Genomic DNA, 21,528 nt, shown 5'->3' with positions numbered 1-21,528 from the left:
TCAGTTCACCTCGACCATGGCGGCCGTCTTTTTACGCGGTACCCGCTCCACCACCGGTTGCGAAACCTTCCAGCACGCCCACAGCAACATGGCCCCCAGCACCATGGCTGTCAGTTCGACGCCCATGCGGCTGTGCAGCGCCCATGGCCGGTCAACTGTAAACATGCTCAGTAACGGCAAGCCCAGGCACATCAGCCCGGCCAGCCCCAGTTGCTCACGCCAGGCCTGCATGCGCGGTCTGAGCAAGGCATGCACCAGACTTAACGCCCATACCCCGAAGAATACGTTCAGCTCCGCATCTGCTCGTTCCTTGAGCGCCACCGGTAACAGGTGATTGCCCCACAGCAAGCCGATGCAGGCCAGGCTCAAACCGGCCATGGCCGTGACGTTGATGGCCTCGACCAGGCGATAGAACACCTGCCCTGCCCGGCTTTCACTGGCATATTTACGCCGGCGCTTGACGGTAAACAGCACCAGGCCGCTGGCGATCATGGCGCTGCTGATCAACCCGCAAACGAAGTACAGCCAACGCATCGGGTAGCCGCCAAACTGGGCGAAGTGCAAGCCGGAAATCACCCGATGGGTAAGCACCGTAGGACGCATTTCGGTCGGCCCCGATAACTGCTCGCCGGTGACCCCGTCAAAGCGCATGCCCTGGCCTTTGGTCAGGGCAATCCGGTTGCCCAGAATCGGCCGGATCTGGATCTGCGCGTTGCTCTGCCCGGGATTGGTAATGTTGACCCCGCTCAAGGGCCCCATCACCTCGCGGGCCTTGGCCAGCAACGGCCCGACAGCCACCAGCGGCGCGGGCCCTGCCGCTTGCGGGCGCTCTATTTCCAGGGCCGCAGGTGCCGGGTCTTGTGCCTTGAAGAAGGCTTCGCGATTGCCATCAAACAGGGCGTCCATGGCAGCAGGCATATAAATCACCAGAAAAATCGCCAGCCCGCTGTAGGTGATCATCAAATGGAACGGCAACAACAGCACGGCACTGGCGTTGTGCGCGTCGAGCCACGAACGCTGGCCCTTGGCCGGGCGGAAGGTGAAGAACTCCTTGAAGAATTTTTTGTGAATCACGATCCCGCTGACCAGCGCCGCCAGCATGCCCATCGCCAGAGCCCCCACCAGATAGATCCCCAGCAGGCCAGGCATATGCAAGGTGAAGTGAAACAGGAAGAAAAACCGGCCACCCACCGTTTCACGCACCGGCAGTACCTCGCCGGTCGCAGGATCGAGGGTCACCGATACGCCGTCCCGTCGCCCGCCCGTGGAGGCCTGCAACTCGGGAGAGCGTTCGTAGGGCAAGCTGATGCCCCACTGTGTGGCGTCGGGCTTGTGGGCGCGCAAATAATTCAGCGCGGTGTCCACCGCCTGTTCATTGCTCAGGTGATGTGCGGGCAGTTCGGGGTGCATCCAGTTATCGATCTCCTGATCGAACACCGCGAGGCTGCCGGTCAGGAAGATTACGAACAGTAACCAGCCAACGACCAGGCCGCCCCAGGTGTGCAACCAGGCCATGGATTGGGTCAGAGTCTGTTTCATCCCAGGCGCTCCAGCAGTTGTGGCCAAAACCCGATTGCGCCCAGGGGCACCGCCAGCGCTGCGCCCATCCAGGCCGACCATTGATGGCGGGCAGCAAAGGCCCACAGGATGGCAAAGGTGTAGATCACAAACGACAGCAGGCTGGCGACGATCATCGAGTCCACGTTATCCAGCGGCAACACGCGCGCCAGTGCCGCAGTAAAGGCATAGGTAAAGACGTAGCCGCCGACCAGTGCCGCCAGCGTGCGAGACAGGATCGGCACCCAGGCCGACGTTGTGATGTTCATGCTTTTTATTCCTTCATCGAACCCCGGGTTTTCACCGGCACCAGATGCGACAACGGCGCGGCACCCGCGTGGGTGTCGCGCCTGTTAATGCCTGTGCTTAACGAACAGGCCAGGGTTGTTATCAGAACGAGCTGGTCACCGATGCGAAGTAGGCACGGCCTGCCTCGTTGTAGGTTTGTGCGCCGGCTTCGTCAGCGTTGCCCTTGCGGTACAACTGCTTGTCGAACAGGTTGTTGATGCCCACCCGCACGCTGAAGTTTTTGTTGAACTCATAGCCGCTGCTCAACCCCACCAGACCATATGGATCAACCGGTTGCTGGACTGACTTGTCGAGTTCTTCGTTGGCGCGGTTGTTGCGCTTGGGCGCTTCCTGCTTGCCGTAGTAAGTGCCGCTGACCTGGAACGACAGCGCTTGTGTGGCGTACCAGTCCAGCGTGGTGTTGAGCGTGTACTTGGGAATGATGCTCAGCGGGTCGCCGGTTTGCTTGTCCTTGCTTTCGATCATGTAGGTCAGGTTGGTGTTCCAGTCCAGATCCTCGCGCAGGTTGACGAACAGGTTGCCTTCGACCCCTTGGACGATGGCCTTGCCACTGTTTTCCCATTGCAGGACGCGACGCCCGTTGGGCAGGCGGAACGCCGACTCGTTGCTGGCATTGATTTTGTTCTGGTAGTCGTTACGGAAATACGTCGCGCTGGTGCGCCACGTGCCCTTGTCGAACGCCAGGCCAATCTCTTTGTTAACACTGATTTCCGGCTTCAGGTCCGGGTTGCCCACCAGGTAGCAGCCCCCGATGTTGACCTCGACCACGCTGCAACCGTTACCCCGGCTGTACAGCAGGTAGTTGGGGTTGGACTGGTACAGGTTCGGGGTTTTGTAAGCCCGGGCGATACCGCCCTTGATGCTCAGCTCGTCAGTGATCTGGTGCGACGCGTTCAGGCTCGGGCTCCAGTTGCCACCAAACTCATTGTGGTGATCGAAACGTACGCCCGGGGTGACGATGGTTTTGGCGCCGACTTCAATGTTGTCCTCAACGTAGAACGCATAGCTGTTGGCGGTGGTTTTGGTCTGGGTCCGGTCCTGGCCGGGAATCGCGGCATCGCCGTTGGCACCCGGGTCCCAGCTCTGGGGACGCAACGACCCTGGATCATTCAGCGATTCGTAGAGGTATTCGCCACCCAATGTCAGGACCTGGGCAGTGCCCATGGTCAGCGGCAAGTTCACTTCGCCGGTGGCGCGGGTATTGCGCAGGCGTGATTCAAACCGCCCGGCGCTTTGCGACGGGGCGCCCTCACCATAACCGGCCAGACCTTCGTTAAGGCGGGCGTTACGGGTCAGGTCATGGGTCAGCGAAGCGGTGGTTGAGCCCCAGTCAAACGAGCCATTGTGGGTCGCCGAAAAGGTGCTGCGCTGCAGCACGCTGGTTTCTTTGCCCGTGAGACTGTTAACGAAGTCACCACCGCTGTTGAGCATGGTGTCACCGGCAAAGATATTGCCCTGGCGGCTGTAGCTGGCTTCCAGGTCCAGGCTTTGTTCCGGGGTGAACTGCCAGCTGAGCAAGCCGTTGACGTCCTTGTTGCGCACGCCTTCGCGCCCCGCCACCACGCTGTCAGGCGAGGCCTGGGCTGCGGTGTTGATGCCAGGATCGTCGGCGTCGGTCTTGTTTACGCCGCCGTAGACACGAAACACCAGATCATCGGTGATCGGGCCACTGAGGTTGAAGTTGGTGCGCTTGCTGATACCTTCGGCATCGTCCTCAGGGGACAGGTAATACGCCGTGAGCGAGCCGCTGAGTTTGCTGGACGGGCGCTTGGTGATGATGTTGACCACCCCGCCCATGGCGCCCGAACCGTAGCGGGCAGCTGCCGGGCCACGCAGGATTTCGATACGCTCGACTTCTTCGGCCGGAACCCAGTTGGTTTCGCCGCGGGTATCACGGTCGCCGCTCCAGCCATAGCGCTGGGCGTTGCGCGAAGAAGACGGCTTGCCGTCAATCAGGATCAGGGTGTTTTCCGGGCCCATGCCGCGCAGGTCGATCTGGCGGTTGTTGCCGCGACTGCCGCTGGAGCTGTTACCGGTGAGGTTGACCCCGGGCTCACGGCGGATGATGTCGGAGAGATCGTTGGCCGGAGGACGCTTTTTGATGTCCTCTGCGGTGATGATCGAGACCCCCGGCGCCTGCTTCAACTCTTGAGCAGCGGTGCCCAAAACGCGGGTTTCTTCAAGTTGCAGCGCTTGTTTGGTGCCCTCTACCGGCAGGTCGCCGGCTTCGATCGGCACCTCGTCGCGATCACGCTCCAGCACGTCGGCGAGCAAGGTTGGCGAAGCAAGTGCGGCCACAATGGCCAAAGAAAATTGACTGCGTTTGAATCGAGACGACATGTCCAGTTGATCCCTTAACAATGGAGTGTGCTCAGCAGACTTAAGGCTGGAATCGCTGCGAACGGCTCCGGAAGGACCCCTCGGCATTTAGCTACCCCCGCCACTGCAAGGACTGTAATGATAAACACTCTCATTTAAGAGTAAAGCGCATTTGATAGTGATACTCGTTACAAAGTTCCCCGGGGCCAGTGTTTTAGAGGCTTTACAGAGTAAAAAAAATTAAATTGCCGGCTGAATCCACAGGCTCTGGCGCTTCAATATTGCGCACCACCGTGGAAAAAGGATCACAGGCAAGCTCGTTCCTGCAGGGTAAACTGTTGCCCTTGCACACTTTTTTGAGCCCGCATCATGACTGACGAACTAAAAATCAATGACCTGGTACAGGGCGAAGGCAAAGCCGTGGTCAAGGGCGCCCTGATCACCACCCAATACACCGGCTGGCTCGAAGACGGCTCGGTGTTCGACTCATCGTTCGAACGCGGCAAACCGTTCCAGTGCGTGATTGGTACCGGGCGCGTAATCAAAGGCTGGGACATCGGTCTGATGGGCATGCAGGTCGGCGGTACGCGGACCCTGCAGGTTCCGGCACACCTGGCCTATGGTGAGAGAAGCATGGGCGCGCACATCACGCCGAACTCCAGCCTCAGGTTCGAGATCCAATTGCTGGAAGTCCTTACCCGGGACGATTAAGCCACGCGCCCTGGCCAAAATTTTTGAGGAGTTAAACCCTGTTGAATCGATTCTTCCTGCGGCTTTTGCTGCTTGTTCCGTTAGCAGTGGTGGCCGGTTGCAGCAGCCAGAGTAGCCGCACTGTACCCGGCCAGACCCCGGAGCAAGTACGCGCCAGGATCGTGCAATTGCTGCCGGCCAGGATTGCCGATCCCCAGGGCTGGGCCACTGACATTCATGCCGCGTTTTCTGCCCAGGGCCTTGCCCCGACGGATGAAAACCTGTGTTCGGTGCTGGCCGTCACTGAGCAGGAATCCAACTTTCAGGCCGACCCGCCGGTGCCGGGCCTGGCCAAAATCGCCCGCACTGAAATCAACCGCCGGGCCGGCAAACTGCATATCCCCGAATTCGTGGTGCGCAGTGCACTGAGCATCAGTTCGCCAACTGGCAAAACCTACAATCAGCGGCTCGATGCGGCCCGTACCGAAGGCGAGTTAAGTGCCATTTTTGATGATTTCATTGGCATGGTTCCGCTGGGTAAAAGCCTGTTCGGTAATTTGAACCCGGTGCACACCGGCGGCCCGATGCAGGTGAGCATTGCCTTTGCACAAAAGCAGGCGCGCGATTATCCGTACCCGGTAGCAGGCACAATCCGACAGGAAGTGTTCACCCGCCGTGGCGGCATGTATTTCGGTATCGCCCACTTGCTGGGCTACCCGGTCGACTACACACAATCGCTGTACCGTTTCGCCGACTTTAATGCCGGCTGGTACGCCAGTCGCAATGCCGCTTTTCAAAATGCTGTGAGCCAGGTTTCCGGCATACCTCTGACCCTGGATGGCGATCTGACCATTCCTGGATCCTATGCCCTGGGCTCAACCGAGCGGGCGGTGCGCGCACTGGGCAAGCAGCTGAACCTCAGTGATAACGCCATCAGAAACCAGCTGTTAAAGGGCGACCGTCTGGAGTTTGACCAGACCGATGTGTACCGCAAGGTGTTTGCGCTGGCTGACCGCCAGCAAGGCAAGCCGCTGCCCCGCGCCGTGCTGCCGGGCATTACCCTGCAAAGCCCTAAAATAACCCGCAACCTGACCACGGCCTGGTTCGCCAAGCGCGTGGATGAGCGTCGTCAGCGTTGCATGAGCCGGGCCAGCACATTGAAAGCCCCAATGGCTTTGTAATTCTTGGCGCAGCCTGCCGCTGTGACTGCACAGACCTATTCGCTTACGAACAAAATAGTTGAAAACGTACAGATGCGGAGTAAGGTAATGATTACCTTATCGCAAGGAGAACGCCATGGGTCTCGCCGCCAGAAACATCGAGCCCGATATCACTACCGGTGATGCCGGGCGCGTCGCCCTGACCTTTTTCTTCAACCTCATGGAACACTGGGGTTGCAGCAAGGAGCAGCAATGCACGCTGCTGGGGGCCATCGGCAATACCACCTATTTCAAATACAAAAAGCTGCCCAATGTGCGGTTGCCCCACGACACCCTTGAGCGCATTTCGTACCTCATGGGGGTGCACAAAGCGTTGCGCATCCTGTTCAGCAACCAGCCTGAACGGGCCTATGAGTGGGTCCACAAGCCCAATACCGCGGCACCGTTCAATGGCCAGACGGCCTTGAGCTACATGCTCGGCGGTCAGGTTGTCGACCTGGCTGACGTACGTCGCTATCTGGACGGGGTCCGCGGCTGATGCCCGGCGTTTTACCCGGTTGGGACAAGGCCTGGCGCATCATCAATAGTGCGTTCCCGCCGATCTCGGTGTTTGAAGACACCCTCGACCCGGCAGACCTAGAACTGGCCTATGCCCTGGAAGGGCTGACCAATGACCGGCTGCGCGATGAAGCCGGCCTGCTCGCACGGGTCAGGCCTGAAGACCGGCTGTCTGGCCAGGGATCAACCCCGGTGATGGCGGCCTTTACCCATATTGGCCGGGCCAGTCGTTTTACCGATGGCAGCTACGGGGTGTATTACTGCGCCAGCAGTGTCGAAGCGGCGATCGCCGAGACCTGCTTTCATCAGGAGCAATTCTGGCGTGCTACTCAGGAGGCCAGCATTGAAATCACCCTGCGCACTTACATCAACACGGTGTGTCGGCCAATGATCGACGTGCGCGCAGACCCCTCCCTGCATCAGCCCTCCCCTGCCAGTTATGGCATCTCCCAGGCCTTTGCCCGCCCATTGCGTGAAGAAGGTGCCTGGGGCTTGCTGTACAACAGCGTGCGCCTCGAGGGCCATGAATGCGTGGCAGCGTTTCGCCCGCCCGCACTGACGTTGCCGGTGCAGGGTCCGCATTTTCGCTATGTGTGGGATGAGAGGAAGCAGGCGATCGCCTGGGTATTGCAGGTCAGCGAGGTGGTGTTTTAAACCGCCGGGGTAACGTCACCCCGGCGTATTCACTTACAAGCCATCGCCAGGCTTGAGGGTGCGTTCGGCAACAGCTTCGGCGCTCTTTTCCTGCCATACCGGCCAGTACTCGGCACGTTTTTTCTCAACGCTGGCCTTGACCCGCTCGTACCAGGCCAGGGACTTGGGCGAGTTGGTCACCAGGTCGGTGTCTTCAACCCAGCCCTGGAAGTTTTTCGACTTCAGACTGTGGGACGCATCCGGGTCGTTGCTGACCGGCCACAGAGAGAAACGGGCTTTCCAGAAACCCATACGCGGCGTTACCAGCGCGTAGTAGGTTTTGCCGGCCACCAGGTCAGCTTCCATAAAGTCAGCCGCCTCGGACACCACCATAAAGGTGTGTTTGCCCGCGGTGACCGGGTGCGCGATTTTCGTACCGTTGGCCATTACCCCAATGAATTGAGTCTTGCCATCCGTCACGTCATACAGCGACGAGGTAATCGCTTTACCGGTAAAGGCATCGCGCATAAAGACCACTTGCGCCATGTCCGGGGCAGCGGCTGGCAGCGTCTGGTCGGCCACAGGAGTCATCGGGTTGCCGGCGCAGCCGGTCAACAACAGGGTGCCCAACAAGGCAAAAACATATAACACGCGCATCTACAGCTCCTTTGAGTCGCTATTTCCTTACCCGGCGTCTGCCAGGCCGGCGGCATTATCGGTACTCGTTGCCTTGAAGGGAACCAGTTAACTCTTCAGGCCGTCGCAACCCGGATCAAAGGAGCCAGGTTTTAGGTAATCGCATTCAAATGCTGCCCCGTATGCAACCGAAGCCTGTACCCACGGTCAGGATTTGCTTTTTCATCCGAAACGCCCGAATAACTGAGCAGCCACCAACTACGTCTATAGGGGCCGTAGTTAATTGTGAAAATAGCTATTCAAAAGACTTCCGCGTATGGGACGAGGGGTGTATACAGCAAAAAGTAGGTCGAGGAGCAGTTGAATAGAAAGCACTTACCACTCGCGCTCGCAAAACATCGACCCCTGCCATCTTAAACTTACCTGCGTGCAAACCAACGCTTCGACGGTATTTTACCGGGAACACACGCGACTTGCAGAACAGCGCCAACAAAAGCAATCCACCTGACTATAGAGTCTCCCTCAAAGTAACCCTTGAAAGGCAAATATAATAAAATATAGCCATCGCGTGCCACACCAAGCTGGAGGCTTCCCCAAAGTACGAGAAATATAAAGAAAAACCAAAACCTTCGAGGTGTGAGATTAGCACCCGAGAGGCTTCGTGAGATTGAGTAAAAGATCAGAAAGGCGCCGAGGGATAAAAGAAAATACACGAACACTGCAAAGAATTGATTACTGGTCACGACTGTTGGCCTCCACAGACATGGTGTTTATTGTTGTGGTGTTGGAAATAACTTCAAATGTGAGTGCCGCCTTACTTGAGTGTTCATATCCACGCACAAAATCGGCGCGTACATACCTAAACAAGCGCCATGCATCCGGCCTTAATACCAGCCTGCCAACACCATAAGCGGAAAGTCCCAAGTCGACGGCTCCATAGGCCATATCGCCTGCAAATTCTCCGCCACCCATTATTTTTGCGGCCCCTTGATAACCCTTTCTGAGGGGGCCCTGTATATCTGAGCGGCCTCCCCATAAGCTTCGGCCATTTTCATATGCATTGTTGGCCCCATGAGCCATCAGAGGAGCCCCGCCGAAAAGGCACAGCAGACCCGCCGAGCCGTAGCACATCCCAGCACCTGCTGCGAACTGAAGTACTCCGGCGATTGCAGCGACCCCTTTTTGAGCGACCTCCAGTGACCGGCTTTGCAGGTGATTCTGTTCGTTATTTATGTCTTTCAGACCCTGCTCAGGGCTTTTTTTGCCTTGCGCAACTTCATTAACAATACCTCGCCCATAACAAAAGACCTCACGATTGAATTGAAGGCGCAAGGTGCCATCTTTAAGGTAGCGAGCACTCAGTACACAGGCTTGGTCTGCCAAATCATCAGCGGCCTTACAGACGGCCGAATAATCGCAGCGACTGAATATAGAGGTATCCTTTAGTTGACCCATCTTTCACTCCCAACAACGGTACCCGGCGCTCCCTGCCTGACAACCTTATGGTATCGAACAGCAAAGTACTCCTGAAGATTGACGTCATTAGCCAAGAGTGCGTGACCTTTACCGCCGATCGTCATGTAACAGTCATTATCCATACGCACCACGTCTTTTAATCAGCGGAGCATTCTATTACACGTAATTCATTCAGACCGTAGGATACATCCGAAAAACAACCTACATAGTTCGAGATCAAGAACAGCATATTATTGAAAGACCTGACCAGGTAGTTTGCGGGCAGGCTATAAAATTGAATACTCACTTTGTGTTGCACTGCTCCCAAACCCAAAAGGTTTAAAAACGGCGTAAACGGTACCTCTAATACCAGAAGACTGATTTTGCTGGTAATCAATCCCCTTGGATATCACTGGCGTTGTATACGACACTCAATGCCTGATTTTCTTGCTCGATGGCAACGCTGAAAGACACCAGGCGAGCGCTGCAGACATGGAGCAGGCGGTGGACAGCAATTCCGTTGCCGTGACCGATATCCCGAAGTGAATCCTTCACACAGTGTATTGCTTGAACAGCTCCTCCTTGATAATCAGCAACGCGTCTTCGTAATAACGCTCGCCGCGGGCCTCGCTGAGTAACACCGAACGCGTACTGCCGGGGCCTTCGCCGGGGGTGTGTTCACAGGTCAGGTAGAACTCGGCCGTTTCGGGCCTGAATTCCAGGTAGTAAAACAACTCGCGGCCTTCGCGGTGCCAGTAGCCTATTTCTCTGCGCATGGGTGTCCCTGGTCGGTGTTTGCGGCTGATCGAGGCGATGCTATCGCGAGCAAGCTCGCGCCTGGAGGTTTTTATCCAGGCGGATAATACCGGCGATACGCTCCAGTGCCACTTTCAGGGTCTGGGCACTTTCGGCAGCTGTCAGGCTGATGCGCAATGCATTGAGGGTGGTGGATTTCACCGCAAATACCTCCGCAGGCACTACATCCACACCAACGGCACGACAGGCCTCGACGAGCGACACGTCGCCCTCGGCAACGCTGAGCCAGATATGCGGCGACGGGGTGTCGGACGGGGACATGGCCGCACCCAGCAGTTTTTTCGCCAGACGCCAGCGCCGGGTCACTTCAAGGGTTTGCCACTGCGCGCGCTCATGGGCCGTTCCATCGCTGATCCACTGGCAGGCAATGGCGACGCACAGCGGCGCAACCCCCCAGTGCGCGGACTGTGCATGGGGGTCAATGCGCGCCAGCAGTTGCGCGCTTGCAGCGATCCAGCCCAGCCGCACGCCCGCCGCGACGGTCTTGGACAAACTGCTCACCAGCACCCCGAAATCCGGCAAATAGCGGTACAGCGGTGGACTGTCGGTCAGCGCTCCGTAGACATCGTCTTCGACCACCCAGACCCCATGGCGCCGGGCGATCCGGGCAATCTCCTGTTTGCGCTCGACCCCCATCAGCGCTGAAGTCGGGTTTTGCAGGGTCGGCGTGAGCACTGCAATTCTGGCGCCCGTGGCGCGGATCATGCGGTCAAAATCCTCCGGCACAATGCCCTGGCGATCCATCGCCACGCCGTGCATGGGCAACCGTAACTGCGCGCAGGCGGCCTTGATACCCGGCGCGGTAAAGGCTTCAACCAGTACCGGCTCGCCGGCCTGGCATAACGACAGCAACACCGTGAACAGGCCTTGCTGGGCACCGGTGCACAGCATGATGTTTTCTACTGCCAGCTCCAGGCCCCGGCCCTTGAGCCACAGCGCACCCAGCACCCGCGCCCGGAGCAAGTCCGCTGCACTCAGATAACTTTGCAAGCGAATTGCCTGGCCGGTAGCGAGCAAGCCCGACAACGCCTGCGCATCGCTTTGGCCGATGTGATCAATGGCCGGGACATTGGTTCGCAAATCAATCCGTGCAGCCTGCTCGTCGACCTGCTGCAAACGAAACAGTGTGGCCTCCTGACTGCCCGCCAGCACATAGGTACCGCGCCCGACCTCCCCCGATACCAGGTGCCGGCGCGCAGCCTCGCGGTAAGCCTGCATGGTGGTGCTGGGATTCCAGCCCAGGGCCCAGGCCAGCCGCCGTTGCGGTGGCAGGCGAGCCCCCGGCTTGAGATCGCCACAGGCAATGGCCCGGGCAATGGCCTCCACCAGCGCCAGGTAGCGCGGTTGTTGGGAATCGCCGAGGTCAGGTATCCACATTTATTGTTGGCCATGCAATATAAGGATCGGCCCATACAATGCAGCGCGCCTAGAATCGAGTAAACCCCTTGATGACGGTGCGCCATGTTTGATTTGAACTCCCTTCGCCTCGCCGCTACTGATGTGTATCGCAGCATGGCGCCTACCCCGCAGCTGGCCTGGCCGGTGCTGGCCGATCGTTTGGGCTGCACAGTGTGGGTCAAGCACGAAAACCACACCCCCACCGGCGCATTCAAAGTGCGTGGCGGCTTGTTGTATGTGCAAGGCCTGCTTGCCCGCGAACCCGCTATCAAGGGGCTGGTGACCGCTACCCGTGGCAATCACGGGCAAAGCCTGGCGCTGGCCGCCAGCCGCATGGGACTGAAAATCAGCATCGTGGTGCCCGAAGGCAATTCACTGGAAAAAAACGCCGCCATGCGCGCTATGGGCGCCACCGTGATCGAGTGCGGCAAGGACTTCGATGAAGCCCGCAGCAAAGCCGCCGCCCTGGCACAAAACCATGGCTTGCATCTGGTCCCGGCCTTCCACCCCGACCTGATTCGCGGAGTGGCGACCTATGCCCTGGAATTATTCGAAGCCGTGAGTGAACTGGATACGGTGTATGTACCCATCGGCATGGGCTCGGGGATTTGCGGGCTGATCCGCACCCGCGATCTGCTGGGGCTGAAGACCGAGATCGTCGGTGTGGTGTCGAGCCATGCCGATGCCTTTGCGCAAAGTGTTGAACAGGGCCGGGTCATCTGCACCGATACCGCACACACCTTTGCCGATGGCCTGGCCTGCCGCCAGCCATTGCCCGAATCGCTGGCAATCATCGCCAAAGGCGCCGCACGGGTTATTCGCGTGTCAGACCGAGAGATTGCCTACGCCATGCGCCTGTGCCATGAAACCACCCACAACACGGCCGAGGGTGCGGGTGCCGCTGCGCTGGCAGGCTTGATCAAGGAACAAGCACTGCAGCAGGGGCGGCGTGTAGCGGTGATTCTCAGTGGCGCCAATATCGATCGTCAGTTGTATGCCGGGATCCTCGACGAAGACTCGGCAAGCCCGACTGTCTAAGTTCAAGCCCATTCGTTACGGGACAAGGGCGTGGCCACGCCCTTAAACAAAATTTCATCCCTGCGACAAATTGTCTTTATTTGTGACAAAAACAGGCTCAGAATAAAAACTGTACTGTACAGTACCATTCTAAAACCTACGCCCGCAGTGCATGTAAAGGCCTTGGCTGCCGGCTTCAGGGATCTACGTAATGAACAACGCTAAACCAGAGGCCCCGGCCTCTAAAGGGAGACAGCTGCTGCTGGCCGTCTTCGGGATTCTGCTTGGACTGAGCGGCCTGTTCCTGGCGATCAAGGGCGCGCAACTGGTGATGCTCGGCGGCTCCTGGTACTACCTGCTGACGGGTTTCGCACTGGTACTTTGCGGTGTCCTGTATCTACGGGTAAAACCCGCAGCCACCGCGGTTTTCGCCATTGTCTTTGTTGTCACTGTTATCTGGTCAGTATGGGAAGCAGGCTTCACTTTCTGGCCGATGGTGCCGCGTCTGGCCCCCTTTCTGGTCATAGGTCTGCTGGCTTCGCTGCTGCACCCGTGGCTGAGCCGGGGTCGCCAGCGTGTTGCGAGTTACTGCTCGGCAGTCGCGTTTGCCGCTGTGCTGGTGATGGGTGCAAACGCCCTCTTCACCCCGCACGGAGTGATGCAAGGTAAAGCCCTGCCCGTCGCGCAACCGCAAGCCAGCGACGATCAAACTGTCGCTGACTGGAGTCATTACGGCAGCAACCCGGCAGGTACCCGCTTTTCGCCACATGCGCAAATCAACAAGGACAACGTGGACCAGTTGCAGGTCGCCTGGACCTATCGTACCGGCGAGATCGCCGAAGGCGCGTCGGAGTACCAGAACACCCCGATTCAGGTGGGCGATACCCTGTACACCTGCACCCCGACCAGCAAAGTGATTGCGCTGGATGCAGACTCCGGTCAGCAGCGCTGGGTGTTCGACCCCAAACCGGCCAATACCAAAACCTGGAACCGTTGCCGCGGCGTCAGCTACTACGAGTCGGCCAAAGTCGAGCGGCCGTATGCCTTTGCCGACCTCAAGCCGGCAGCAACGACCCAAGGCTCCAGCTGCGCCAAACGCATCGTGCAAGTGACCATGGATGCGCGGCTGCTGGAAATCGATGCCGAAACCGGCAAGCCTTGCGAGGACTTCGGTAACAAGGGATCGGTGGATCTGACTACCGGCCTGGGCCAGGTCATGGAAAACGTCCCTTACTACGCCTATACCTCTGCACCGACTGTTTCGCGCAACCTGATTATTCTCGGTGGCTGGGTATTCGATGGCCGCTCAACCGATGAACCATCGGGCGTTGTGCGTGCATTCAGCGCGGATACCGGTGAACTGGTGTGGGCCTGGGACCTGGGCAACCCGTCAATCACCAAGCTGCCACCCCCGGGCGAAACCTATACCCGCAGCACGCCGAACATGTGGTCGACTCCTGCGTTCGATGACGAACTGGGCCTGGTGTATCTGCCAACGGGCAATCAGCAGCCGGATTTCTGGGGTGGCGATCGCCCTGAACTGACCGAGAAGTACTCCTCGGCCGTGGTTGCACTGGATATGGCCACCGGCCGTGAGCGCTGGACGTTTCAGACCGTACACCACGATATCTGGGACTACGACGTCGCCTCGCAACCCAGCTTGTATGACATACCTGACGGTGTCGGCGGAACAATACCGGTACTGATTCAGCTGACCAAACGCGGTCAGATCTTCATGCTCGATCGTCGTAATGGCAAACCTGTTGCCGATGTGGTCGAAAAACCTGTGCCGCAGGAACATGCTGCGGGTGACTGGGTCGCCAAAACCCAGCCCTATTCGGTGGACATGCCTACCTTCGGTGCCCGTCAGCTGACGGAAAAAGACATGTGGGGAGCGACGTTCTTCGATCAATTGATGTGCCGCATCGACTTCAAAAAGCTCAACTACAAGGGCGAGTTCACGGCCCCCAGCACCCAGGACACACTGATTTACCCGGGCTACTACGGCGGCTTTAACTGGGGCGGCGCTGCTATTGATGAGACCAGCGGCTACCTGTTCGTCAACGACATCCGTATTCCGCAGGTCGTGAAACTGGTGCCCCGCGAAAACGTCGACCTGACACATCTCAAGTCCGGGCATGGCGTTGGCAGTACCTATCCAATGGATGGCACGCCATTTGTCATTGACCACAAAAGTTTCAACTCGCCACTGGGTATCCCGTGCCAAAGCCCACCCTGGGGCGTGTTTGCCGCGATTGACCTGAACACCCGGAAAAAAGTCTGGGAAAGACCGGCCGGCACTGTTGAAGACGCTGTAATCAATGGCGTGCGGGCGAACTTGTCGATTCCGCTGGGCATGCCGACCCTGGGCGGCGGCGCAACTACCGGTTCCGGCCTGGTGTTTTATGCCGGAACTCAGGACTACTACCTGCGGGCCATGGATATGACCACCGGCAAGGAAGTCTGGAAAGGCCGTTTACCGGTGGGCGGTCAAGCGACACCGATGACCTACCGCTCCCCGCACACCGGCCGCCAGTATGTGGTGGTAGTCGCAGGTGGAGCACGTCAGTCTCCAGATCGCGGGGATTACGTGATAGCGTACGCGCTTCCCGAAAAAGAGTAGTCCCCATGTCGCAGTTGCACCGTTCACCGACTTCAACCCCGACCCGGAGTGAGGAGAAACGGCGCAACCTGTTAGTCACGGCAAGCGAACTGTTTTTGCAGCAGGGCTACGATGGCCTCAGCATGGATGCCATCGTCGCCGCCGCCGGCGGCTCCAAAGCCACGATCTACCGATATTTCGGGAGCAAGGCCGACTTGCTGGTGGCCGTCGTCGAGTACCTGTGCGAAGACTTCATCCTTGAGTTCAAGCAACTGGACACTTCACGGGTCGAGCTGACTGAAGGCCTGCAATTGATTCTCCAGAACCTGGTGGCAGTGGTTACCAGCCCCCGGCATGTCGACTTCTACCGCCTGGTGGTCAACGGCTCGGCACAAGTGCCACAGGTGGGTCAGACATGGTACGAACATGGCCCCAGGGTCTGGCATCAATCAATTTTCAGTTTGCTGGAACAACAGCGCCAGCGCGGGCTGATTGCAGCCGACACGTCCCTCTCCGAACTGCCACCCATTCTGTTTGATGCGCTGTTCTCCCATTTGACGACACGCACCGTCATGCTCGGGCAAACCTGCACCGCCCAAGCATTTGAACCGATGATCAACGAACTGATCACACTGGTTACCCAACGCCTGAAAACGCCCTGATCAACACGGGGCAAGGCAATGTGGCTATGCTCAGTCCGATGACCCTTTCTCAGCCAGTTCGCTCACCCTGCCCTCCCGGCGCCTGCATTTGCGAGCGGGAACAGCTGTTGGCTGCGCCTGATACCGACCTGCGTATCCTCGGGCTCACCCGCCAGGCGGAAAAAGTCCTGCTTGAGCGACTGGAAAATATCCAGAGCCTCAGCGACCTGGAACACATGCAACGCCGCATGCACGAGCAATTGGGCATCAGGGTGGCCATCGAACCCAGTTTCAATGAGGTGCGGACCATGCGCGGCATCGGCATCCGGGTGCTGGAACAGCCCGGTCTTTGCCGCAAAACCCGCCAGGAGATCCCGGCTGCCATCCGCCGCGCCCTGGAAAAACACCCCGAAATTGCCTACAAGCTGCTGGACAGTCAGGACTTGCTGCGCGACACCTGAGTCGCACCTCGCAAGGGTGTTCGATGGCTAAAAAGACTTTATTTAGTAACGGCTGAATGAATTAGCTTGCCATGACTCTCGCAGCACCCTATAAGCGCGTCTTTTAAATTAATTAGAGTCTTAACATGAGCTCCGGATTCACCGAGGACGAAATGCGCAGAGCGCTCGGCCTTGACACACCCACGCCCCCTGTCGCCCCCCCAGTTATTGTTAAACCCGAGCCCGTGCCGGTAAAGGCTGCCCCGTTGTCGCCCAAGGAACCGTCAAAGGTGCCGGTCAAGCGCCGTGGCCCGATGCTGCGCGTGACCTTGCAGGTGAGCAAAGAGTACGACGGCGAAGAAACCCGCTTCGTACACGATGCCAAGACCCTGAGCCGGTTCGATGCAGAACAGGAAGCGAAAAAAGCCCTGGCCAAAGCCGGGTTTAAATACTTTGTGGTCGAGTCTATTGTTCAGGTTGATTAACGTGCGCAAGGCAATTGGCGCTGGATTTAAGTCGCGGTAAAAGGCATTCTCCGCGACTTTTTAAAGCTCAGCCCCGCATTTCCAAATGCGCAACCGGCCAAGGAATCTGTCCATGCAAACGCAACCGCTGAACGCCGCCGACTTTGAGTGTCTCGAAGACATCCTGCTCAAACATGGCGACGACAATTCCGTGCTCAATACCTGCGAGCTGGATGGTTTCTTCACCGCGCTGGTCTCAAGCCCGGCACAGGTCGACATCGCTGACTGGTTCCCGGCTATCTGGGGCGGCCAGAACCCGAACTGGGAAAGCACCGATGAAGCCAAGCAGTTCATCGAGCTGAGTGTGCGCCACATCAACACCCTGGCCCGCCAGCTGGCCGAAGGCAGCACAGCATTCGCCCCCCGGTTCGAAGAAACCGAGCATAACGGCCAGGCCGTAACACTTGCCGAAGAATGGTGCTTTGGTTACTTGCGCGGTGTGGCCGTAGCCAACTGGTCGCCACTGCCCGCCGTCCAGGCGCAACTGCTGCAGACCATCGCCGACTGTGCCGAACAGGACAATTTTGAATTGCCCGAAGATCTGGACGTCGCCGCTCACCAATCCCGGGTTGCCGAAATCGAACCGGCTGCCCGTGCACTGCATGACTTCTGGTTGAGCCAGCGCTAAACCCGCCAGCCTGGTAAGAGCGCGCGAGCAAGCGCGCTCCTACAGATATTTTGCGGCACCCGGAGACAAAGATTCATGACTACCCTCACCCACTTCGACACCCCCTGCCCCGAACCGCTCAAGAGCCAGATCCTGCAACTGGTGGTCGACCATCTCACTGATATCAGTGCGATGGAAATTGCCCCGAGCAATCTGCTGTACAGCATCTATCAGTATGCAATTGGCTACGAAGTGCATCTGTACCTGGAGGCGCTGGGCGGCGACAAGGGGATTGCGGTTGAGCTGATTGTCGCCACCGATGAGCAGGATCCGGAAAAAGTCACCGGCTTCGTGCTGTACCTGCCGGTCAAGGATGACCCGCAAGCGTGCGGCATCCCTTACATGGCAGAACTGGCCAGCCATCGTCACCTGGGCGTGATCCGGGACATGGTCACACAGGTGGTGAGCCGCTATCCCCACACTGAATTGACCTGCAGCGTGAGCAAGGTGGCGGCCTTTGCAGAGATGGGCTTTCAGATCCTTGGTACTCGCGGCCCGCAAGTGCTGATGAACACCCGTGACCACAGCACTGACGGCCTGATGGGCCTGCTTGATGTGGCCGCGGTCTACAGTTCGACCGAGGTGCGGCAGATTCATACCTACCTGCTGCAACGCAACGGCAAAAAAGCGATGCTCGACGCCGAGAAAAAACGCGACCGCCAGATCGATCAACTGACCGCCAAAGCCAGAGCATTTGTGGCGCAGGCAAAAGGCTAAAAAAGCGATTGCCCCGGCCGGGGTGAAATAACGCATCATGGGCGCACTCCGGACAAAGGAAACCTTTATGCGTGTTCATTTCACCCTGACCCGTTTTACCGCCCTGACCCTGGGCCTGGTATTGAGCGGCGCGGCTACCGCCAGCGAAGAGTCGCAACTGGTCGAAGCGATCAACGCCTACCGCAGCCAGATCCAGTCATGCGCAGGCCAGGCCTCGCAAGAATTGCCGCCATTGACTACAGATACCCGCCTGATTCTGCCGGTCAGCGGCTTTGGCGACCTGCAGGAAGCCCTCGGGCGTGCCGCCTATCCCATGGTCAACGTGCAGGCCATCAATCTCTCCGGGCCACGTGATGCCCCGGCCGCACTGAAAGCGGTGCAAGAAAGCTTCTGCAAAGTGGTGCTGGACCCGCAATTTGTCGATATCGGCGTCAGCCATATCGACCGGGACTGGCGCATCGTGCTGGCGCGCCCCCTGCTGTCAGCACGTCTGGGCGACGCCCAGGTCGAAGGCCAGAAGGTCCTGGACCTGATCAACAGCGCCCGCACTCAACCGCGCCAGTGTGGCACCCAGGCTTTCAGCCCCACTACGCCGCTGACATGGAATGCAACGCTGGCAATAGCCGCCGAGACCCATACCCGGGACATGGCCAACAACAATTACTTTGATCACAAGGATCGCACCGGTGGCACACCGGGTGATCGCGCCGAGCTGGCGGGGTATATCGCCCAACAGGTCGGCGAGAACATCGCCGCAGGTCATGACACACCCCGCAAGGTGGTCGATGGCTGGCTGGCCAGCCCCGGGCACTGCGCCAATGTGATGAACCCGCAGTTCCGTGAATTGGGTGCCGCTTATGCGGTAGATCCGAAAAGTGACGCAGGAATTTACTGGACCGCGTTATTCGGTACCCAGTGAGCTGAGCGAGGGGGATGTTGCGCAGGGTGACTCGAACAAAGCAGCCCCGCCAGACGAACGTCTGGCGGGGCTGATTTTTTACAGCGCCATGTCGGCCGCTGGATTGCCTGGCGCAGGCTTGGCCTGTGCGTCAGACGGGGTCGCAGTATGGGTTGCTGCCGGGATCGCCGGTGGCGGAGTCAGTTGCAGGACTTCGGCGGTGTAGGCCCATTCCTTTGCAACACGATCCGGATCGCCATTGAGCTTGGTGCCATAGCTCGGCACGATCTGGTGCAGCTTGGCTTGCCACTCAGGGCTGGCAACCTTGTCCTTGAACACGGTTTCAAGCACGGTCAGCATGATCGGCGCTGCGGTCGATGCACCAGGCGAAGCGCCCAGCAGACCGGCGATGCTGCCATCTTTGGCGCTGACGATCTCGGTACCGAGTTTCAGCACGCCGCCCTTTTCTTCATCACGCTTGATGATCTGCACACGCTGGCCGGCTTGCCACAGGCGCCAGTCTTCAGACTTGGCGTTCGGGAAGTACTCTTTCAGCGCGTTGAAGCGGTCTTCGTCCGACAGCATCAGCTGGCCGGCCAGGTACTCAACCAGTGGGTACTGTTCGATACCGACTTTGGTCATTGGCCAGATGTTGTGGGGAGTGGTGCTGGTCAGCAGGTCGAAGTACGAGCCTTCCTTGAGGAACTTGGTGGAGAAGGTGGCGAACGGGCCAAACAGAATCACACGCTTGCCATCGAGCACGCGGGTGTCCAGGTGAGGAACCGACATCGGTGGCGCGCCAACCGAAGCCTTGCCGTAAGCCTTGGCCAAATGCTGCTGGGCAACAGTCGGGTTATCGGTTACCAGGAACGAGCCGCCAACCGGGAAGCCTGCGTATTCCTTGGCTTCAGGAATGCCGGACTTCTGCAGCAGGTGCAGTGCACCGCCGCCTGCGCCGATAAACACAAACTTGGCGTCGGTGGCCGTTTCGGAACCGTCTTTCAGGTTCTTGTAAACCACATGCCAGGTGCCGTCATCGTTGCGCGTGATGTCCTTGACTTCACTCGACAGCTTCAGCGAGAAGTTGGGCTTGGTTTGCAGGTAAGCCGCGAACTGGCGGGTAATTTCGCCGAAGTTCACGTCGGTACCGATCGGAGACCAGGTGGCCGCGACTTTCTGGTTCGGGTCACGCCCTTCCATCATCAGCGGAACCCACTTCTTGATCTGAACCGGGTCTTCGGAGTACTGCATACCGGCGAACAGCGGGCTCGCCTGCAGTGCTTCGTAGCGCTTCTTCAAGAACTTGATGTTGTCATCGCCCCACACAAAGCTCATGTGCGGAGTGGAGTTGATGAACGAACGCGGATCTTTCAGCACGCCATTCTTGACCTGCCACGACCAGAACTGACGCGATACCTGGAAGGCTTCATTGATTTCAATGGCCTTCGGGATTTCTACATTGCCGTTCTTGTCTTCGGGGGTGTAGTTCAGCTCGGCCAGAGCCGAGTGACCGGTACCCGCGTTGTTCCAGCCGTTGGAGCTTTCGAGTGCCACGCCGTCGAGACGTTCGATCATCTCCATCGACATGCCCGGTTCCAGCTCATTGAGCCAGACACCCAGGGTTGCGCTCATGATGCCGCCACCGATCAGCAGCACATCAACTTGTTTGGTCTCGGCAGCCTGCACGGACGTAAGCCCCATGGTCAGCGCCAGGCCCAGTAGCCCCTTATTCATTTTTTTTAACATTTTTGGTACCTAAGATAAAACGCCATCTACCCGGCACGCGGTTCATGACAGAGCTCGACTCGTCGCAGGCGTCTCGCCTGCAACCGGACCAGCCTTCAAGCCTTGAACGGGTAGAGTTATAAGGCCTATGCACACTATAGACCTCACTTTTATGTACCTTGGGCGCTGATCTCTTATTGATTTTGGCTTCAGCTACTTGGGTGACATTCATGCTTGCAACTAATGCGTTCCCTTTGATCTGCGACCTGCCCGCAGCTCCTTCCGGGGAGCCTGCATGGACCTTGCAGTCCGGGGTGGCCAGCCTGAAGCCGCGACATTCTACCTCAGGTGGCACTTTGGGCGAAAACCGATATTTCACCGCTGCGCCAGTGCCCGAATCGCCGGCAAGCCGGCTCCCACAACAACTGCATCAAACCTGCGGGAATCGCCGGCAGCCAGCCCCCACAACAGCTTCATCAAACCTGTGGGAATCGCCGGCAGCCAGCCCCCACAACAGCTGCATCAAACCTGTGGGAATCGCCGGCAGCCAGCCCCCCACAACAGCTGCATCAAACCTGTGGGAATCGCCGGCAGCCAGCCCCCACAACAGCTGCATCAAACCTGTGGGAATCGCCGGCAGCCAGCTCCCCACAACAGCTGCATCAAACCTGTGGGAATCGCCGGCAGCCAGCTCCCCACAACAGCTGCATCAAACCTGTGGGAATCGCCGGCAGCCAGCTCCCCACAACAGCTGCATCAAACCTGT

At 58.5% G+C, this 21,528-nt stretch carries 20 protein-coding genes; 12 read left to right on the top strand and 8 right to left on the bottom strand.

Annotated features, from left to right (window positions below; genetic code table 11):
- From ACP7BO_RS08585 to ACP7BO_RS08575, 3 genes are all read right to left on the bottom strand, one after another.
- Entirely contained in the window at nt 1-1,539 is a 1,539-nt protein-coding gene (locus tag ACP7BO_RS08585; RefSeq protein WP_426209624.1) for a PepSY-associated TM helix domain-containing protein, read from the bottom strand.
- Nucleotides 1,536-1,826, bottom strand: a complete 291-nt coding sequence (locus tag ACP7BO_RS08580; protein WP_397457027.1) for an iron transporter — start codon at nt 1,824-1,826, stop codon at nt 1,536-1,538. Before ACP7BO_RS08580 ends, ACP7BO_RS08585 begins: the two co-directional genes overlap by 4 nt.
- Before the next feature lie 121 nt (nt 1,827-1,947).
- Nucleotides 1,948-4,206 (bottom strand): FepA family TonB-dependent siderophore receptor, encoded by a 2,259-nt coding sequence (locus ACP7BO_RS08575; RefSeq protein WP_426209622.1) that lies wholly within the window; start codon nt 4,204-4,206, stop codon nt 1,948-1,950.
- A 348-nt stretch (nt 4,207-4,554) separates the two neighbouring features.
- On the opposite strand from ACP7BO_RS08575, the gene ACP7BO_RS08570 reads away from it, so the two are divergent.
- From ACP7BO_RS08570 to ACP7BO_RS08555, 4 genes are all read left to right on the top strand, one after another.
- Entirely contained in the window at nt 4,555-4,896 is a 342-nt protein-coding gene (locus ACP7BO_RS08570; RefSeq protein ID WP_426209620.1) for an FKBP-type peptidyl-prolyl cis-trans isomerase, read from the top strand.
- Between the two features lie 41 nt (nt 4,897-4,937).
- Entirely contained in the window at nt 4,938-6,056 is a 1,119-nt protein-coding gene (locus ACP7BO_RS08565; RefSeq protein WP_426209618.1) for a DUF1615 domain-containing protein, read from the top strand.
- Between the two features lie 115 nt (nt 6,057-6,171).
- Nucleotides 6,172-6,573, top strand: a complete 402-nt coding sequence (locus tag ACP7BO_RS08560; protein WP_060693030.1) for an MbcA/ParS/Xre antitoxin family protein — start codon at nt 6,172-6,174, stop codon at nt 6,571-6,573.
- Nucleotides 6,573-7,247, top strand: a complete 675-nt coding sequence (locus ACP7BO_RS08555) for an RES family NAD+ phosphorylase (RefSeq protein WP_426209616.1) — start codon at nt 6,573-6,575, stop codon at nt 7,245-7,247. The genes ACP7BO_RS08560 and ACP7BO_RS08555 overlap by 1 nt, the downstream gene beginning before the upstream one ends.
- 33 nt (nt 7,248-7,280) lie before the next feature.
- Here ACP7BO_RS08555 and ACP7BO_RS08550 read toward each other — a convergent pair whose 3' ends face one another.
- The 4 genes from ACP7BO_RS08550 to ACP7BO_RS08535 all read right to left on the bottom strand — a co-directional run bounded on the left by ACP7BO_RS08550 (nt 7,281) and on the right by ACP7BO_RS08535 (nt 11,510).
- On the bottom strand, nt 7,281-7,883 hold the full coding sequence (locus ACP7BO_RS08550; protein ID WP_426209614.1) for a hypothetical protein: 603 nt from the start codon (nt 7,881-7,883) through the stop codon (nt 7,281-7,283).
- 711 nt (nt 7,884-8,594) lie between these two features.
- Complete coding sequence (locus tag ACP7BO_RS08545; RefSeq protein WP_426209612.1) at nt 8,595-9,317, bottom strand: DUF4225 domain-containing protein; 723 nt, start codon at nt 9,315-9,317, stop codon at nt 8,595-8,597.
- Between the two features lie 551 nt (nt 9,318-9,868).
- Nucleotides 9,869-10,093 (bottom strand): hypothetical protein, encoded by a 225-nt coding sequence (locus ACP7BO_RS08540; RefSeq protein WP_060693036.1) that lies wholly within the window; start codon nt 10,091-10,093, stop codon nt 9,869-9,871.
- Nucleotides 10,094-10,133: 40 nt separating this feature from the next.
- Nucleotides 10,134-11,510: a PLP-dependent aminotransferase family protein gene (locus ACP7BO_RS08535; protein WP_426209610.1), complete on the bottom strand. Its 1,377-nt coding sequence runs from the start codon at nt 11,508-11,510 to the stop codon at nt 10,134-10,136.
- Nucleotides 11,511-11,594: 84 nt separating this feature from the next.
- Between ACP7BO_RS08535 and ACP7BO_RS08530 the strand changes: the two genes are divergently transcribed.
- The 8 genes from ACP7BO_RS08530 (at nt 11,595) to ACP7BO_RS08495 (ending at nt 19,058) form a co-directional block, all read left to right on the top strand.
- Complete coding sequence (locus ACP7BO_RS08530; RefSeq protein ID WP_426209608.1) at nt 11,595-12,569, top strand: threonine dehydratase; 975 nt, start codon at nt 11,595-11,597, stop codon at nt 12,567-12,569.
- 190 nt (nt 12,570-12,759) lie between these two features.
- Nucleotides 12,760-15,171, top strand: a complete 2,412-nt coding sequence (locus ACP7BO_RS08525; RefSeq protein ID WP_426209606.1) for a membrane-bound PQQ-dependent dehydrogenase, glucose/quinate/shikimate family — start codon at nt 12,760-12,762, stop codon at nt 15,169-15,171.
- Nucleotides 15,172-15,176: 5 nt separating this feature from the next.
- Nucleotides 15,177-15,812, top strand: a complete 636-nt coding sequence (locus tag ACP7BO_RS08520; RefSeq protein WP_073509142.1) for a TetR/AcrR family transcriptional regulator — start codon at nt 15,177-15,179, stop codon at nt 15,810-15,812.
- Nucleotides 15,813-15,850: 38 nt separating this feature from the next.
- Nucleotides 15,851-16,252, top strand: a complete 402-nt coding sequence (locus ACP7BO_RS08515) for a hypothetical protein (RefSeq protein WP_397457039.1) — start codon at nt 15,851-15,853, stop codon at nt 16,250-16,252.
- A gap of 245 nt (nt 16,253-16,497) precedes the next feature.
- Complete coding sequence (locus tag ACP7BO_RS08510; protein ID WP_237178903.1) at nt 16,498-16,716, top strand: hypothetical protein; 219 nt, start codon at nt 16,498-16,500, stop codon at nt 16,714-16,716.
- A 112-nt stretch (nt 16,717-16,828) separates the two neighbouring features.
- Nucleotides 16,829-17,383, top strand: a complete 555-nt coding sequence (locus tag ACP7BO_RS08505; protein WP_397457041.1) for a UPF0149 family protein — start codon at nt 16,829-16,831, stop codon at nt 17,381-17,383.
- Nucleotides 17,384-17,458: 75 nt separating this feature from the next.
- A complete protein-coding gene (locus tag ACP7BO_RS08500; protein WP_426209603.1) occupies nt 17,459-18,139 on the top strand; it encodes a GNAT family N-acetyltransferase in 681 nt (226 codons plus the stop codon).
- A gap of 67 nt (nt 18,140-18,206) precedes the next feature.
- Entirely contained in the window at nt 18,207-19,058 is an 852-nt protein-coding gene (locus tag ACP7BO_RS08495) for a CAP domain-containing protein (protein ID WP_426209601.1), read from the top strand.
- Between the two features lie 78 nt (nt 19,059-19,136).
- Here the strand turns inward: ACP7BO_RS08495 and mqo are convergent, their stop codons facing one another.
- Complete coding sequence (gene mqo / locus ACP7BO_RS08490) at nt 19,137-20,783, bottom strand: malate dehydrogenase (quinone) (RefSeq protein ID WP_060693054.1); 1,647 nt, start codon at nt 20,781-20,783, stop codon at nt 19,137-19,139.
- Nucleotides 20,784-21,528: the final 745 nt, after the last annotated feature.

The sequence above is a fragment of the Pseudomonas sp. TWR2-1-1 genome (assembly GCF_049897045.1).
Classification (GTDB): Bacteria; Pseudomonadota; Gammaproteobacteria; order Pseudomonadales; family Pseudomonadaceae; genus Aquipseudomonas; species Aquipseudomonas versuta.
Note: the sequence above shows the minus strand (reverse complement) of the source record. Positions and strands in the feature narration are given on the sequence as shown.

What these genes read in the sequence shown, in the direction of transcription:
- ACP7BO_RS08585 (WP_426209624.1), bottom strand. Translation starts at nt 1,539, where the DNA reads ATGAAACAGACTCTGACCCAATCCATGGCCTGGTTGCACACCTGGGGC.
- ACP7BO_RS08580 (WP_397457027.1), bottom strand. Translation starts at nt 1,826, where the DNA reads ATGAACATCACAACGTCGGCCTGGGTGCCGATCCTGTCTCGCACGCTG.
- ACP7BO_RS08575 (WP_426209622.1), bottom strand. Translation starts at nt 4,206, where the DNA reads ATGTCGTCTCGATTCAAACGCAGTCAATTTTCTTTGGCCATTGTGGCC.
- ACP7BO_RS08570 (WP_426209620.1), top strand. Translation starts at nt 4,555, where the DNA reads ATGACTGACGAACTAAAAATCAATGACCTGGTACAGGGCGAAGGCAAA.
- ACP7BO_RS08560 (WP_060693030.1), top strand. Translation starts at nt 6,172, where the DNA reads ATGGGTCTCGCCGCCAGAAACATCGAGCCCGATATCACTACCGGTGAT.
- ACP7BO_RS08555 (WP_426209616.1), top strand. Translation starts at nt 6,573, where the DNA reads ATGCCCGGCGTTTTACCCGGTTGGGACAAGGCCTGGCGCATCATCAAT.
- ACP7BO_RS08550 (WP_426209614.1), bottom strand. Translation starts at nt 7,883, where the DNA reads ATGCGCGTGTTATATGTTTTTGCCTTGTTGGGCACCCTGTTGTTGACC.
- ACP7BO_RS08545 (WP_426209612.1), bottom strand. Translation starts at nt 9,317, where the DNA reads ATGGGTCAACTAAAGGATACCTCTATATTCAGTCGCTGCGATTATTCG.
- ACP7BO_RS08540 (WP_060693036.1), bottom strand. Translation starts at nt 10,093, where the DNA reads ATGCGCAGAGAAATAGGCTACTGGCACCGCGAAGGCCGCGAGTTGTTT.
- ACP7BO_RS08535 (WP_426209610.1), bottom strand. Translation starts at nt 11,510, where the DNA reads ATGTGGATACCTGACCTCGGCGATTCCCAACAACCGCGCTACCTGGCG.
- ACP7BO_RS08530 (WP_426209608.1), top strand. Translation starts at nt 11,595, where the DNA reads ATGTTTGATTTGAACTCCCTTCGCCTCGCCGCTACTGATGTGTATCGC.
- ACP7BO_RS08525 (WP_426209606.1), top strand. Translation starts at nt 12,760, where the DNA reads ATGAACAACGCTAAACCAGAGGCCCCGGCCTCTAAAGGGAGACAGCTG.
- ACP7BO_RS08520 (WP_073509142.1), top strand. Translation starts at nt 15,177, where the DNA reads ATGTCGCAGTTGCACCGTTCACCGACTTCAACCCCGACCCGGAGTGAG.
- ACP7BO_RS08515 (WP_397457039.1), top strand. Translation starts at nt 15,851, where the DNA reads ATGACCCTTTCTCAGCCAGTTCGCTCACCCTGCCCTCCCGGCGCCTGC.
- ACP7BO_RS08505 (WP_397457041.1), top strand. Translation starts at nt 16,829, where the DNA reads ATGCAAACGCAACCGCTGAACGCCGCCGACTTTGAGTGTCTCGAAGAC.
- ACP7BO_RS08500 (WP_426209603.1), top strand. Translation starts at nt 17,459, where the DNA reads ATGACTACCCTCACCCACTTCGACACCCCCTGCCCCGAACCGCTCAAG.
- ACP7BO_RS08495 (WP_426209601.1), top strand. Translation starts at nt 18,207, where the DNA reads ATGCGTGTTCATTTCACCCTGACCCGTTTTACCGCCCTGACCCTGGGC.
- mqo (WP_060693054.1), bottom strand. Translation starts at nt 20,783, where the DNA reads ATGTTAAAAAAAATGAATAAGGGGCTACTGGGCCTGGCGCTGACCATG.